This is a genomic window from Pelagibius litoralis (genome assembly GCF_011683915.1).
In the GTDB taxonomy this organism is placed as follows: domain Bacteria; phylum Pseudomonadota; class Alphaproteobacteria; order Kiloniellales; family Kiloniellaceae; genus Pelagibius; species Pelagibius litoralis.
Map to the genome: position 1 here is coordinate 99,931 of NZ_JAAQPH010000017.1, position 15,517 is coordinate 115,447.

The window sequence follows — 15,517 nt, forward strand, 5'->3', positions numbered from 1 at the left end:
ACTGACCGGTAGATGAGGTCTATGTTGCTCTGCCACGCCAACTGGTGGTACCGCCAGGCTGTTTGATACTGCACATGAATCTCTTTGCCTGTGAGTGCGGACCGCTCCGAGCATTTTCTGGAGTTCACTTTAGCTCTCACAACACTGTAGGCACTATTGACAGAGGTTCGGCCAAAACCAATCCGGTTCCTTTTTTTGAGTGGTGCGCAAATGGGATCCAGGTTACTTCCTCATCATCGAATTCGCCGGCCATCTGGGCAATGAAGTTCAGATCACGGCTTGCTCACTGTTAGTTCTTCAGCAGCATGCTCGAGTGAAACCACTCCTGACCAAGTTGCTTGCGGATCTAGGGGGTACATGGGCCTGGGTATTTTGTGGAAAGGAAAGGCATCGAGTTGCCGCGCGGTGAGACCGGGCGAATCGACGTCGTAGACCTGCTCAGGTCCGAAGAACTCGCTGAAACCTGCCCTGAAGTGCCCACGAGACTTTACGGCCACGCTGCGCACTTGGGCGAGGTCCACCCCAACCATTTCGAAGAAGACCGGGTCATAGCACTGCTGCCGAATCGAGATGACGAGAACTCGGATGCCGCCAATACGAAGGAGACAACTTGCTCCCAAGTCCAGGCTTTGCCCTTCCATGACGCCTTTTCGGCCGACGCAGCGGCCATTGTGTAGGCGCTCGATAACCGCTTCCGCATCGAATTTTCCTGATAGGGGGTCTTCTTCATTTCGGTTGAACTTTGCCCGGAACGTTGCGCCCTCGCCGAGGCGGTGAGCTTCCGCCGCCAGCATGGGGTCGTTGAGTCCGCCCATGACACAATCTTGGATACCGGCTTCATGAAATGCGGACAGCAGCCAGATCGTGTTGCCGCGGGCGCCGCCGCCTGGATTATCGCTGGTGTCCGCGAAAATCACCGCAGGCTCGTTCCGGCTCAAATTCGCCTTTCGTGCCAGGGAGACGGCGTCGTCTATGGTGATAAGATTCAGGACGAAGCCGTCACGTTCTTGCCATAGCTTCGATGCGACGGCCGTTGCGACCCGCTTTGCAGTCTCCTCATCATCTTCGGTGGTCACGGTGACGGCCATACCGCTCTTCGGGCTGTCGCCATGGGTATAGCCGGTGGTAAGGGAGATGTGGAGGACCGGCGGCTTCCAGAGGGACTGCGCGTAATCCAGAACATCACGAATAGGATACTTATCGGTGAGCTGCGTCGGTGACGGCGCAATCAGCGGCAGTTTCACGAAGGCGCTTCTCGTTTGCATCCCCTTAAGCATGCGGGCGACAAGCTCCGCGGCTTCTGTTCCGCATTCGGCCATATCAACGTGGGGGTTTGTACGATAAGCGATCAGAACGTTAGCCAACTGGGCCATTTCCGACGACACGTTGGCATGGAGATCGAGAGTGACCACAATCGGCACCTTCGGTCCAACGATGTGCCGAACCTGATTCAGCAACGTGGCCTCTGGATCTTCATCCTCGGCACCCTTGGCCGAGCCATGGAGCGCCAGGTACACGGCGTCAACCGGAAGAGCGCTGCGAATACAATCGCAGATTTCGGCAATCATCTCGTCGAGGAAAGACTGCTCGATGGGACCGGTGGCTCCGCCATAGGCACTGATCAGAGGGATGAGTTGGCAAGTCGGTTCCAGTTTCCTGAACTGGTCGGTAAAAGCCTTCAACTCCTGTGGCGCGCGGGGATGGCTTTGCCGTATGTCGTCCATCAACGATTCGCCGGCGAAGAATCCGTTGGCGTAGAACTCCTCTTTTGTCGCGGTAGGCGAGCGAGGATTGCACTCCGCCATCAGGCTTCCGACCGCTACTTTGTAGTGATTGCGTGACGAACTCATAGGCTATTTCCTCAAGACGTAGAATACAGTATACCGTATTAAGTTGAGATGGTCTTGTCAATCGCGGAAGCGATCGGTGGGTTGGAAGCTTTGTCAGATGTTTAGTCTTGGACTGTCGTTGTGTTTTTCAATTTGTCAGAGCAGGTGCAGGACCTTGAAAGGCGACAAAAGCGGCAGGCAACATGTTTCCAGCCAGCGGACGTGATCTCCGCAGAATGCGGAAAAACAGAGGGAAAATCATGACCTTCGACATACTGATCAGAAACGCGATGATCGTAGACGGAACCGGAAAGCCGGGCTACCGGGGCGATGTTGCAATACAGGGCGATCGCTTGGTCGAAGTTGGTGCGGTGCACGGCCGTGGTCTTTTCGAACTGGATGTTCAGGGTTCCGTCGTTTCTCCTGGCTTCATCGATGTCCACACCCATGATGATCGCCTTGTTCTCATCGACAGGTCGGTCGAACCGAAAGTCAGCCAGGGCGTGACCACGGTGGTCGTCGGCAATTGCGGCGTAAGTCTTGCCCCTCTCGTGTTGTCGGTCGATGACCCTGTGCCTCCGCTCAATATCATTGGATCGCGCGACGATTTCCGTTTCGGAACGTATCGGTCTTATCTGAACGAAATTAAATCATCGCCCCCCGCCGTAAACGTGGCACCGCTGGTGGGTCATATGACGCTCCGGGTGGCAGAGATGACGATGCTGAACCGGCAGGCCTCGCCCAGTGAGATCGCCGGCATGAGATGTCGCTTGGCCGAAGCTTTGGAGGCCGGCGCCCTGGGTCTTTCGAGCGGTGTGTTCTATCCGCCGTCCAGCGCCGCCACCCGCGAGGAGATCCTGCCGCTCTTGGAAGAGGTTTGCAGGCGCGGTCGGCTCTATTCGGCACACATCCGCGATGAAGGCGACCGCATCTTCGAAGCGCTGGATGAGGCGCTCGATTGTGCGCGCTCGGCCGACGTTCCAATCATCATCTCGCATCTCAAATGCGCCTCACCCAAGGTGTGGGGTGAAAGCGACCGGGTCCTTCGCTATCTCGACAAGATGAGTGACCGGCAGACAATTTCATTTGACGTATATCCTTACATGGCCAGCTCTACGATGATCCGCAAAGAAATGGTAGAGGACGCGCGCCGCGTGACCATCAGCTGGTCAAAGCCGCATCCGGAGGCGGCAGGCAGGGATCTTGCGGAGATTGCCCGTCAGTGGGATTGCAGCCTGGAGGTCGCGGCAGACAAGCTTAGTCCTGGCGGGGCAGTCTATTTTCGCATGGACGAGGAAGATGTTCGGCGAATCCTGCGGCACCCAAGGTCGATGATCGGTAGTGACGGGTTGCCCCATGACATCCATCCGCATCCGCGCCTTTGGGGCTCTTTTCCCAGGGTTCTCGGGCATTATGTTCGGGAGGTCAATTTGTTCCAGCTGGAAGAAGCGGTTCGCAAAATGACATCGCTGCCCGCTGAGGCCTTGGGCCTGAAAGACCGGGGCGTGATCGCACCAGACAAGTGCGCGGACCTTGTTGTCTTTGATCCCAAGGAAATTGATGAGCGCGCAACCTTCGACGAGCCAATGCAAGGGTCCTCAGGGGTCAGCCATGTTTTTGTTAACGGCGAACTCGTCTGGGAGGCAGGAAAGAGTTCAGGAAGAACCCCTGGGCGGGTGCTTTCCCGGGCGAGCGGAGCAGGGCAATGATGGTGGAAAACGCCAATTCAAAACAGCCCAATTTTCAGGGGCAGATCAGAGACACGGCCGTATTTCTTGACTGTATACGGAATACATGCAAACATCGTTTTGCAGGATACAATAAGACTGAGGCTTGGATTCAATGCTTCGGCGGTGCAGCAGGGGTGGTTGATGTCGCATTCAAGGTTTGCTGACCGCAGGCTGTGTTCCGGCAGTAGTGTCGTCGGCAATGAGGGCGGAAGTGGTTTCTTGGCGGGTGGCCAGGGTATCGCATCTTGGCGATTTGGTGAGTCATCGGGTGTTGGAGCGGCGTTGTGACTGTTTTTGTTATTCGCCGACTGTTTCAAAGCATCCTGACTCTGTTCGTCACATCGCTCCTGATATTCTTTGCTGTCTTTGCCATCGGCAACCCGATCGACGTACTGATCGATCCTGCGGCGGATCAGATCGAATTCGAACGTGCCATGAAAGCCCTTGGTCTCGATCAACCGATCTGGGATCAGTACTTCATCTTTCTGAAGAATGCCCTGCAAGGGGACGTAGGGCGTTCGTTCGTCTTCAACACTCCCGCGCTTGAGCTCATTTTGCAGCGTTTCCCGGCGACGCTGGAACTGGCACTTACTTCCCTGGTGATTGCGAATGTGATTGGAATTCCGCTTGGGCTGTATGCCGGACTCAAACCGGAAAGCGTTGGCGGGCGTTCTATCATGGCCGGATCAATTCTCGGGTTCAGCCTACCTGGTTTCTGGGTCAAGTTGACAATGATCATGTTGTTTGCGGTCGAGCTTGGCTGGTTTCCAGCAGGGGGGCGGGGTGAAACGGCGACGTTCCTCGGGATTACCTCAAGTCTCTTCACAGTCGACGGCCTGAGTCACATCGCTTTACCCGCTACGGGCTTATCGTTGTTCACCATGGCTTTGGTGATCCGTCTGACTCGCTCCGGGGTTCGCGAAACCTTGCCGATGGACTACATCAAGTTTGCCCGTGCAAAAGGCCTTAGGGAGTCACGGGTGATTTCGGTGCACGTCCTCAAGAACATTTTGATCCCGATCGTGACGGTGATGGGATTGGAGTTTGGAGGCACGGTCGCCTTCACGGTGATAACGGAAACCATTTTTTCTTGGCCGGGTATGGGCAAGCTCCTTATCGAGTCGATAAACTTTCTCGATCGCCCGGTTGTGGTGGCCTATATCCTGCTTGTCGCAACGATGTTCATTGGCATCAATCTCATGGTCGATCTCGTTTACGCGGTACTTGACCCCCGCGTGCGACTCTCGGATACGGGAAGCGAAAGCAAATGACCGTCGTTTCTTCTACGCAAGGATCTGATACCACCAGTGATGAAGAAGGCAGAGTCTTCGTAGAAACGCCGCTTCGGCGTTTCATCTCGGACTTCAGTGAGTCATGGCTCGCTCTTGCCGGCTTGGTGATGTTTCTCACCATAGTGTCTTTGGCAGTATTTGCTCCATTAATCGCACCGCAAGATCCCTACGATCTTTCCACGCTCGACCTTTTGGACAGTAAGCTTAAACCGGGAGAACTGCTGTCCAGCGGACAGGTCGCCTGGCTCGGAACAGATGGGCTGGGCCGCGATATCCTGAGCGCGATCATGTATGGCTTGCGCATCAGCCTCGCGGTCGGGGCCTCAAGTGCGTTCATTGCACTCTTCATTGGTGCTTCTATCGGGTTGGCCGCCGCTTATGCCGGGGGACGTGTCGATGCGATCATCATGCGAATCGTCGACATTCAGCTGAGCTTTCCATCAATACTCATCGGCTTGGTTCTGATCGCAGTGTTGGGGAGCGGTACTGAAAAGATCATCGTTGCTCTGGTGGCCGTGCAGTGGGCCTACTACGCACGGACCGTGCGCGGTACTGCGCTGGTTGAACGGCGAAAAGAGTACATCGAAGCAGCACGGTGTCTTGCGCTCAGCAGTCGTGTCATTCTCTTTCAGCATCTTCTGCCGAACTGCCTGCCGCCCTTGATCGTCCTTGTCACCGTGCAGGTCGCCCACTCGATTGCGCTGGAGGCCTCCTTATCCTTTCTCGGTGTCGGCTTGCCCGTCACGGAACCCTCGTTGGGCCGGCTGATCGCCAACGGCTTCGAGTACATGATGAGTGGGAAGTATTGGATTAGCTTCTTCCCAGGCCTCGCATTGCTGTTTCTGATTCTCTCGATCAATCTGGTTGGCGATCAAGTCCGAGACGTTCTAAATCCACGGCTCCAACGGTAGATCTATGACACATATTCCCACTCTGGCTGTTGAGGGCCTTCAAACTTGGTTTCACACCAAAGCCGGCGTACTGAAGGCCGTCAACGGGGTTTCTTTCGAAGTCGACCGCGGCAAGGTTTTGGGCCTGGTTGGCGAGTCCGGGTCGGGTAAGACCGTAACAGGTTTCTCAATCATCGGGCTCGTGGATCCTCCTGGTAGAGTCGAAGGTGGGCGTATACTTTTTAACGGAACCGATCTTGCCCGTTTGCCGGCTGAGGAGCTGAGGCAGCTCCGAGGTGCACGCATCGCCATGATCTTCCAAGACCCTATGATGACCCTGAACCCGGTCCTTCGCATCGATACCCAGATGATTGAGGCTATCCGCACGCATTCGAACGTTTCTTATAAGAAGGCGCGAAGCCAGGCTCGTGATGCGCTTGGTCAAGTTGGCATCCCGAGCCCAGACGAGCGGCTTGCAGCTTACCCGCACCAGTTTTCAGGCGGTATGCGTCAGCGTGTCGCGATCGCGATCGCACTGCTCAACAAGCCAGACCTGATCATTGCCGACGAGCCGACCACCGCTCTCGACGTGACGATCCAAGCCCAGATCCTGTTCGAGGTTCAGAAGCTTTGCCGTCAGACGGGAACGGCATTGATTTGGATCACGCACGACCTTTCTGTGGTCGCCGCGATCGCCGACGAGGTCTGTGTCATGTACGCGGGTCGAATTGTCGAACAAGGCGTTATCGACGAAGTGCTTGATCGGCCAACCCATCCCTACACCCAAGGACTCATTGGCTCTGTCCCCGGCCACAATCGCCCCGGCTCGCCTCTTCAGCAGATCCCAGGCGTCATGCCGTCTCTGCTTACCTTGCCAAAGGGTTGCAGTTTTCGCCTACGTTGCCGTTATGCCGACAGCGCCTGTCAGGTTGAGCCGGAGATGCACGTCGTCGCGAATCCTTACCACGCCACCAAGTGTTGGCACCCCCTTTCCGGTGAGGTCAGTCATGGCATCTGAGTCGACACCACCTGCTCGTCGTGAATCGGTGGCAGCACCGCTCATCGAACTCGCCGGCGTGTCGCGGCGTTTCGAAAAGAAGCGCGATATCGCTGTAAAAATTGCCGGAGCGTTGGGACTCGGCGTTCAAGAGGAAATTGTCCAAGCAGTCGACCAAGTTGATTTGGTGGTACGTGAAGGTGAAGTCGTCGGTCTGGTTGGCGAGTCCGGCTGTGGCAAGTCTACGCTGGGCCGCATGGCCGCCGGAATACTGCCGCCAAGCGAAGGCCATATCTACTATCGAGAGCGGGACATCTCGAGTCTGGATAAAGCAGAGGCCCGCGCTGCCGCGCTTGCTGTTCAAATGATCTTTCAGGACCCCTTCGGGTCACTCAATCCGCGCATGCGCGTCAAGAATATCATTGGCGGCGCGCCTGTTCATCACGGGTTGGTCCGGCGTTCGGAAGTCAGCCGTCATGTCGATGACGTGATGCAGCGGGTCGGCCTCGACCCAGCGTACAAGCGTCGCTTCCCTCATCAATTCTCCGGCGGACAACGTCAACGCGTCGGAATCGCCCGGGCCCTTGCGGTGAACCCTAGGCTTATCGTTTGCGACGAAGCGGTGGCGGCCCTGGACGTTTCGATCCAGGCCCAAATCCTGAACCTCTTTATGAAGCTGCGCAGGGACCTTGACCTCACGTACCTCTTTATCAGTCATGATCTAAGCGTGGTGCAGCATCTTTCCGATCGCGTGGCGATTATGTACCTGGGCCGTATTGTCGAAGAAGGGCCTGCCGCCGAGTTGTTTGCAGAGCCCAATCACCCCTACACGATAGCGCTGTTGAAAGAAGTGCCGCGATTGGATGTGCGCCGCCAGGAGTTCGCGCCCATAAAGGGCGAAATTCCCTCGGCGCTCAATCCTCCATCGGGCTGCCACTTTCATCCGCGTTGCCCACACGCCACGCCAAAATGCCGCACCGAGACACCTGAGCTTAAGGAGATCGCACCGGGAAGGCGCTCCGCCTGTCATTTGAACGCCGAACTATAGATTCGGTCTTTGAGAAGCCGATACGAGGAGGCTCTCGCTTTAAGAAAGCAGGTGGTTGTGGCGATGAAATAGACCAGACAGAACGCTCGATTACCTGAGGACCAAGCGAAGAAAATGGCCGAGATAATGAGGAAGCGCTAGCATGACCACATTTCGGTCGCGTGACGGTGCCAGGTAACAGAGGGTCAGCAATGGGGCTTGGGTCAACGAGTAATGGCGCGCTCCTGATGCACCGATTTTTGAATTAGTTCCAGAAGATAGTCTGTTGAGATGAAGCAGGCACATCATCTGAAACTATGTTGGTGTTCGTGAAGGTCAGGCAGATAGCCGAGAAATCATCATTCACCATCATATCATAGAACCAAGCGGCATAGCATAGCTGGTTAGAAAGACTTGAAGCTTCGAAAATCGGAAAAGGAAATCCTGTGTCGCGGGTCGTTTACGTCAATGGAGATTTTGTGCGAGAGAAGGAAGCAAAAGTGTCCGTCTTTGACCGCGGTTTCCTTTTCGGTGACGGTGTCTACGAGGTCTGTTCCGTCCTTGATGGAAAGTTGATTGATAAGGATGCACATCTGGCTAGGCTGGGGCGATCTCTGGAAAGCCTGAAAATGAACTGTCCGGCCTCGCTCGAAGACATCACCAGCATCCAAAGAGAACTGATCGCTAAGAACGGTATTGTCGAGGGAACGATCTATCTACAGGTCACCCGCGGCGTGGCGGACCGGGACTTCAACTTTCCCAATAGCGTTACACCGTCTCTGGTGATATTTACGCAGAAAAAAAACCTGCTGAACGACCCCATAGCCGGCAAAGGCATCTCGGTGATCACCTTGCCCGACATCCGCTGGCGCCGGCGGGACATTAAAACGGTTATGTTACTGCCCGCATCTTTGGCCAAGCAGGAAGCTTTGGAGCGTGGTGCCGGCGATGCCTGGTTGGTGGAGGATGGCTATGTGACCGAGGGCTCGGCCAACAATGCCTATATCGTCACTATGGGCGGCGTCATTGTGACACGGCAGTTGACTCATTCCATCCTTCACGGCATCACGCGCAAGGCTGTTCTGAAATTGGCTGAGCAAGACGGCTACGAGGTAGAGGAGAGGGCGTTCACGCCGGGCGAGGCTTGTGAAGCGGCTGAAGCCTTCATCACCAGTGCATCAAGTTTTGTCACGCCAGTCGTGAAGATCAACGACAGGGTTCTCTGCAACGGCATACCCGGCCCTGTCACCAGTAAGTTGCGCAGGCTCTACATAGAAATGGCCCGGGCTGAAGCTGAATAGGCAATAAGCCCGTCGCTTCAACTGCAGCGATCACGGGCGAGATCTCGCCACGGTTATCCGTGGTGGTAGTTCATGTCGGGCTCGGGGACTGATGCGCTGTCGATTGTGACGATTCCGCCCTGCTGGATTTCCATGCGGTCTGAGCGGAGGTCGGGATGCTGAGGCCCTGACCATGGATAAACAAAGCCAACAGCGAAGACGACGAACTGCCCGGTGCAGGCAGCAAGCCGTGATTGGGCACCAAATTGATAGGATTTGTCATCCCCACGTGATAAATGTGAATTCTGTATACGGGCTTCTGACTCTCGGATTACGCAGTTTCTAACGCTCGCTGAAAAATCGGAGGGGATTTTGGGGCAAATCTCGCTATAGGATTGTCGCTCGCTATAGGATTGTCGTAAGTGGCAGGGATTGAAATTGTCCGAACATTGAAACCGCTGTAGTCATTGATGAAAAACGATTGAACATTGCCCACGAAGATGAAGGTATCTGATATGTGCTTGCGCTTTCATGAGTGACCGCCCGAACCGAGTTCCGGAGTCGAAAACTCCTCCATTCTGCATAGCCCTTACTATAGAACCGAGTTAACTGTCATGGATGCACCAGCCCGATCCTCTCATCTGTTCGAACAGATACACGAAATTCTCTGGGGAAAAATCCTCCAAGGTGAAATTGAACCAACTCAGCGCCTGAAAGATGTTGAATGGGCTGCGAAGCTCGGCGTAAGCCGGACGCCGGTACGCGAGGCAATGAGAAAGATGCAACAGGAAGGTATCCTCATCCCGCTCAATCAAGGTGGGTATGAGGTACGATCGGTCACGATGACCGATCTCCAAGATCTTTACCGCTGCCGGTCGGCGCTTGAAGTGCAGGCTGCACGCGAGGCTGCGGAGCATTTTGGGCCGAAGGTCGCGAAGCATTTCACTGGCCTCATCCGGATGATCGACCGTGCCCTTGAGCGTAAGGACTTAGACTTGGCTTTGGCATTGAATGGCGATTTCCATCGTGATTTGATCAAGCAGAGTGGAAATGTTCATCTGCTAGGCCTCTACGAAACGATCAGAAAACTCACGCTCTTCTACCGCACAACATTGTTGAATCGTGCCAAGGCGGACACAGACCGAAAGAAAACATACGCCCGGCGCTTCATGGCTGGCAACAAGGAGCACCGGGCCATTATCAAGGCGTTGACTGAACAGGATGGTGAAAAGGCCGCCAGCCTGATGCAGAGTCACATGCTTCGGGCTACCGAACACTTGAACCAGGAAATTTCGAAGTGAATCTCATATAAATCCACTACGGCCGCTCCAGAATCCCCAAGCAGCACGTGTAATGGCGTTGTCAGAGTAAATTGGCTTGAGCCGAGAAGGGAATGTTCTGCAATCTCCGGCGATGCGTAATCTGTTCCGCTGTTTCAACAGTTCGCTCGAGGTGATGACGTACATCGGCTATCCTTGAGACAGGTTGAGAATCTTCTGCTCGAGCGCGGTGTCGATATCCGCCACGAAACGGGGCGGTTTTGGTGGAACCGGTTTGGCTTGTTGTTCGCCGCGGCGGTCCCGAAGTGGCGCGTTCATTCTTTATGGTATACCCAATGGCGATGGTAATTCGACGAGATCTTCGTGAAGATTAACGGCGGGATGCACTGTCTCTCGCGAACGATTGATCACGAAGGCGAGATGCTTGAGGTTTTGCGACGAAACGACGGGATTCATGGTCATGCTGAGGTTCTTGAAGCACACAATGAACCGCTACGGCTGACCATGATTGATCGTAACAGACCGGTTTCGCTCTACGCTACGGCACCGAAGGTTATCGGTATCGGTGAGCTTCAGAAGTGTGCCGTTAACTCAACAACAGAGCCGAGAACTCACACCAACCGCTCCGACGATGAGAGAGGGTGGGGAGGGGGAATTCAGCGGCATCGAGACTCTTGAGGAGTTTGCCTCCGTTCGTGCTTCGATCCATAGTCACTTTAGTCAAGACCGCCACCCCAACCGCCGGGATATCTTCAAGCAGAACCGCGCGCTATCCGGGTCGAGTGGCGGCAGTTGGCGGTCTGACGACGCTGAATCCGTGAGTTTTGAAGACTGGTACCCTCTAGATTGACTCTACCCTCACGCTCATCAAAGGATCATAATCGCTTCTGCATAGCCCTTACTATAGAACCGAGTTAATTGTCATGAATGCACCAGTCCGATCCTCTCATCTGTTCGAACAGATACACGAAATTCTCTGGGGAAAAATCCTCCAAGGTGAAATCGAACCAACCCAGCGCCTGAAAGATGTTGAATGGGCTGCGAAGCTCGGCGTAAGCCGGACGCCGGTGCGCGAGGCAATGAGAAAGATGCAACAGGAAGGTATCCTCATCCCGCTCAATCAAGGTGGGTATGAGGTACGATCGGTCACGATGACTGATCTCCATGACCTTTACCGCTGTCGATCGGCGCTTGAGGTGCAGGCTGTACGCGAGGCTGCGGAGCATTTTGGACCGAAGGTCGCGAAGCATTTCACTAGCCTCATCCGGATGACTGACCAGGCTATTGAGCGCAACGACCTAGACAGGGTATTAGCGCTGAACAGCGAGTTCCATCGGGATCTGATCGAGCAGAGTGGGAATGTTCACCTGCCGGGCCTCTGCGAAACGATCAGAAAACTCACGCTGTTCTACCGTACCGCTTTGTTGAATCGCGCCAAAGCAGACGCACGGCGGAAGAAAGACTACGTCCAGCGCCTCAAGGCCAAGCAGAAAGAACATCGCGCCATCATTAAGGCGCTCACCGAACAGGATGGAGAAAAGGCTGCCAGTTTGATGCAGAGCCATCTACTCCAGACTGCCCAGCACATGGAGTTGGAATCTTGAGACAGCCTTTTTGGCAAGTCCACTACCGCGCAGTCGGCATCCCTGCCAGTTCGTATGATCGATTCTTGAATCGTTCACGAAGGACCCGGAGATAGACTGATCCGTCGCCTGATCTGGGCTAGCAGTTCTGCTTTTAGGCAGGCCGCTAAGTCCGCCTACTACCAGTCACCGTTCATCGATCGGAAAAAACTGTCCGCTCTTCTCGCCTGCGTAAAGCAGCAACGGTCTGATCAGGATATCGTTCTCCTGCTGCTCAAGGATTTGAGCGACCTAGCCGGGCAGGCGGTCGATCAGCTCCTCGGTCCCGTAGGTCTGGAAGTTGCGGCGTATCTCGTAGAGCTGCTGGCGGCTAGGCGCAGGCGACCATAAGCGATCTGCGCGAGGTCACTCAGAGCACCATGGGGGTAGACGTCCACCTGCTATGTCATCAGTACCGGCATCTATCGCCGCATAGGGCCAGGTTAGTTTTTGCTGTGCTTCTGACAGGCTTTCATCGAACCATTTGTCGAACGCCGCAGGGTCTGCACCGTTGAGCGGAAAGAACTGCCAGATGCGGGCGTCTTCTGCGATCTTCGTGCGGAACCAAAGTTGGCTCGCTGCCTGATCGCGGTCACAATGGAATTCCGTCACCCGGCGCAGTTAACGTGTCAGTGCCTCCGGGGGACTGCAACACTAGGAAAGAAGATTGATCGATGAAACAAAGGACAATCAAGGCCGTTTTCATGCGTGGTGGTACTAGCAAAGGTTTGTTCATGCATCGTTCGGACCTGCCTGAAGATGCTTCCATGCGTGATGCCCTTATCTTGGCCGCGATGGGTAGTCCGGATCCGTTTGAACGCCAACTCGATGGAATGGGTGGTGGCATCTCTTCACTGTCAAAAATCATGATCGTGGATCGATCCACCCGGCCTGGTGTCGATATTGAATATGTCTTTGGCCAGGTCTCGGTTGACGAAGCCGTTATCCACTATCAAGGGAATTGCGGAAACCTGACGTCGGCGGTTGCGGCCTTCGCTGTAAACGAAGGCCTGGTTAATCCCAAAGACGGCTTGGTGAAACTAAGGATGTTGAGCCTGAATACAGGAACTATTGTTGGGGCAACCTTGGGGGTGAAAGAAAGCGAGGCTGTGGTGGAAGGGAACTTCGTTGTCGATGGGGTATCGGGCTCAGGAGCACTGATCCAACTGGACTTCCTCAATCCTGCCGGAGCAGTGTGCGGGAAGTTGCTTCCGACCGGTATGCCTGTCGATGTGCTTGAAGTTCAAGGGGTCGGAGGTGTCAGTACAACGATCATGGATGCCGGCACTCTCGTCGTGTTCGTGAACGCTGAGGCACTGCGATTGTCCGGGCGGGAACGGCCAACCGAAATACAAGCTGATAAGCCTATGATGGCCAAGCTTGAAGCGATCAGAGTCGAAGCTGCGGTCCGTATTGGGGCGGCCCGCTGCACCTCAAGAGTCAGTCACCTCTCCCCTTCAAAACTATCTATTTCTCTGGTTGCCTCGACAGAGGGACAAGCTGCGGCGGAATCTGAGACTATTCGACATAACGAAGCCGACATATATGTCCAGAGTATCTCGATGGGCGTTCCACATAGGGCAATCCCGGTTGGTGTCGCAATGTGTACTGCCGTTGCTGCAAAGGTTGAAGGCACAGTGGTCAACCACCTGATCCGGCGTAATGTCGACGGGCGCACAATCCAGATCGCCCATCCCGCAGGCCTTTGTCCTGTTGATGCAGTCGTAAGCAATACTGATGGCTGGCATGTCGATTCGATAGCAGCGTCGAGAACGGCACGCCGTTTGATGAGCGGCTTGGTTTACGCACCGGAGTCGCGGGTATGCCTTCCACTCTGATTCACGGCCTCGGAACAACACTGAATTGAGCGACAGGCATCCGCGATCTTACGTTCGAGGAAGCCGCCGCCGTTAGGGCATGGAGTACTGATAGGGCCTTTTCGGCAGCCGGTTGCCAGTCCTCGACAATTTGCTCTATGCGCTGGCTCATCATGCCGGCCTTACCTGTCAAGTTGTTGGTGTCGTCGTGGACGCGGATCATGAGATCTTTGAGACAGTCGACATCGTTGGGGAAGGACTCATGTGGACATAGGTTGAACAACCCGGTAGGCAGCAAGACATAGAGTACTGGATCAATCTCGGGCTGTTGACGAATCACGGGACAATAGAATTTACGCAGGTAATTGGCCACACTACGGAAGTATCCGCGGGCTCTGGGTGGATAGCCCGCCATCGGAATGCCACCTCAGTGGAGATGTGGACTGCAGGGACGCGTCAATTCCGACGGTACTTCGTCGAGGGCTGGATAGTGACTCTGAAGAACTGAATAAAGCATTTGGATTATGGAAATGGCTGGAAGAGGCATTTGTTCGGGCAGGTCTTTGATCCTTTCCACAAAAACACTCGGGCTGAGCGGTGAGTAGGATCGGGAGCATTGCGTGGTCTATGAGTTCACGAATGTCAGAGTAATGCGCCGTGTTCATCCGGAACCCCTGTCCCGATAATTCGAGCGGCACTCGAGTGACGCGGCCGTCCAAGCTTACACAGCGATCAAATATGCGCTTCAACAACTGCTCTGGTTGCTTGTGACCACGGGCATCATCGAGTAGCACGCCAAGTATCTTCCGCACGAGCCCCTCATGGCGTACGAAGAGTGTCGACTGAAAACGGAACTCTCCAAGATCATTGAGGTTGTTGCGGTGAAGTCTTGTAAGGGGCAATAGCTGACCGTCGATGGAGGTAAGAGTGAACGGAGTGAAAAGAGGCCCGCTCCTGTCTCTTTTGCGAAAGCAAGAGCCATTCCACGTGAAAAGGTCCAGCATTCTTCGTTCTGTGCGATCGACCATCGAGCCGGGCATACAACTCCAGTCACCGGCGTCTGGGGCTTCGGCTTCCGTCTGATTGCAATCGAAAATAAGGGGATACCCCAAGCGACGTGAGCCAAAGGCAATGTGGTTGTAATCGCGCGAACCGGCGCGACCGTGAACCATATTTGCCCAGTTACCAATATGTCCGGTTCGCGAAGGAAGTATGAAGGGGTCTTGGCGCAGTGTATCTATAAGTTGGCCGATTTCGATCTCAGAGTTACCCATGTGAACCCAATCGAACGCCAACTCTCTGCTGGCAAACTGATCCATGGATCGCGCATTCAGTTTAGCTTTGTTTGCCATCTGCTTGAACATGCCGATCGATCGAAGCAATTGTGTTCGACATAGTCTCCGGAAATGGCTTGGGGGCGTGTTTTCCAATACTCAGTCATCTGATTTTCATCAATCCATAAGGCTGGGATGGATGGCGTGCTCTCCAGCGGGCCGTTACGGGCGGCTTTATATTTTGTCTGCGTTGCAATGCGTTCAGAACAGAAATCAGGAATCTCTATTCTAATGCAATACAATGAAATTATAACAATGAAAAATGTTCGCGTATTCAATATTAGAGAAATAATATAGAAAAATATATTGTAGTTCATTTTTCTACTTTTCTTGAAATACTGAAGCTGTTTTTGTCTCCTGGTTGGGCTTATTGCGGCATGCGGCGGTGTGGACTGTGAACGCCGCCAAGGCGGCGTTCA

10 protein-coding genes and 2 pseudogenes are annotated in these 15,517 nt (G+C 54.6%); 9 read left to right on the forward strand and 3 right to left on the reverse strand.

The genetic code is table 11. The features are described 5' to 3' along the window. Nucleotides 1–272: 272 nt before the first annotated feature. On the reverse strand, nucleotides 273–1,850 hold the full coding sequence (locus HBA54_RS20435; RefSeq protein ID WP_167228107.1) for a M81 family metallopeptidase: 1,578 nt from the start codon (nucleotides 1,848–1,850) through the stop codon (nucleotides 273–275). A 239-nt stretch (nucleotides 1,851–2,089) separates the two neighbouring features. On the opposite strand from HBA54_RS20435, the gene HBA54_RS20440 reads away from it, so the two are divergent. The 9 genes from HBA54_RS20440 to HBA54_RS20480 all read left to right on the forward strand — a co-directional run bounded on the left by HBA54_RS20440 (nucleotide 2,090) and on the right by HBA54_RS20480 (nucleotide 13,785). After that, complete coding sequence (locus tag HBA54_RS20440) at nucleotides 2,090–3,538, forward strand: N-acyl-D-amino-acid deacylase family protein (RefSeq protein WP_167228109.1); 1,449 nt, start codon at nucleotides 2,090–2,092, stop codon at nucleotides 3,536–3,538. Nucleotides 3,539–3,843: 305 nt separating this feature from the next. Next, entirely contained in the window at nucleotides 3,844–4,830 is a 987-nt protein-coding gene (locus HBA54_RS20445) for an ABC transporter permease (RefSeq protein ID WP_167228111.1), read from the forward strand. After that, nucleotides 4,827–5,762: an ABC transporter permease gene (locus HBA54_RS20450; RefSeq protein WP_167228113.1), complete on the forward strand. Its 936-nt coding sequence runs from the start codon at nucleotides 4,827–4,829 to the stop codon at nucleotides 5,760–5,762. The genes HBA54_RS20445 and HBA54_RS20450 overlap by 4 nt, the downstream gene beginning before the upstream one ends. A 4-nt stretch (nucleotides 5,763–5,766) precedes the next feature. Then, nucleotides 5,767–6,759, forward strand: coding sequence for an ABC transporter ATP-binding protein (locus HBA54_RS20455; RefSeq protein WP_167228115.1), 993 nt, complete (start codon nucleotides 5,767–5,769; stop codon nucleotides 6,757–6,759). Further along, nucleotides 6,749–7,786, forward strand: a complete 1,038-nt coding sequence (locus tag HBA54_RS20460) for an ABC transporter ATP-binding protein (protein ID WP_167228117.1) — start codon at nucleotides 6,749–6,751, stop codon at nucleotides 7,784–7,786. Before HBA54_RS20455 ends, HBA54_RS20460 begins: the two co-directional genes overlap by 11 nt. A gap of 425 nt (nucleotides 7,787–8,211) precedes the next feature. Continuing rightward, nucleotides 8,212–9,066 carry a D-amino-acid transaminase gene (locus HBA54_RS20465; RefSeq protein ID WP_322096080.1) on the forward strand — a complete coding sequence of 285 codons (855 nt, stop codon included), beginning with the start codon at nucleotides 8,212–8,214 and terminating at the stop codon, nucleotides 9,064–9,066. Between the two features lie 593 nt (nucleotides 9,067–9,659). Beyond that, nucleotides 9,660–10,346, forward strand: coding sequence for a GntR family transcriptional regulator (locus HBA54_RS20470; RefSeq protein ID WP_167228119.1), 687 nt, complete (start codon nucleotides 9,660–9,662; stop codon nucleotides 10,344–10,346). A gap of 902 nt (nucleotides 10,347–11,248) precedes the next feature. After that, complete coding sequence (locus HBA54_RS20475; protein WP_167228121.1) at nucleotides 11,249–11,929, forward strand: GntR family transcriptional regulator; 681 nt, start codon at nucleotides 11,249–11,251, stop codon at nucleotides 11,927–11,929. Nucleotides 11,930–12,621: 692 nt separating this feature from the next. Then, nucleotides 12,622–13,785, forward strand: coding sequence for a 2-methylaconitate cis-trans isomerase PrpF family protein (locus tag HBA54_RS20480; protein ID WP_167228123.1), 1,164 nt, complete (start codon nucleotides 12,622–12,624; stop codon nucleotides 13,783–13,785). A gap of 1 nt (nucleotide 13,786) precedes the next feature. Here the strand turns inward: HBA54_RS20480 and HBA54_RS29920 are convergent. Continuing rightward, nucleotides 13,787–14,341, reverse strand: a pseudogene (locus tag HBA54_RS29920) (DUF6025 family protein). A gap of 7 nt (nucleotides 14,342–14,348) precedes the next feature. Then, nucleotides 14,349–15,128, reverse strand: a pseudogene (locus HBA54_RS29925) (DUF6025 family protein); the annotation flags it as partial. Nucleotides 15,129–15,517: the final 389 nt, after the last annotated feature.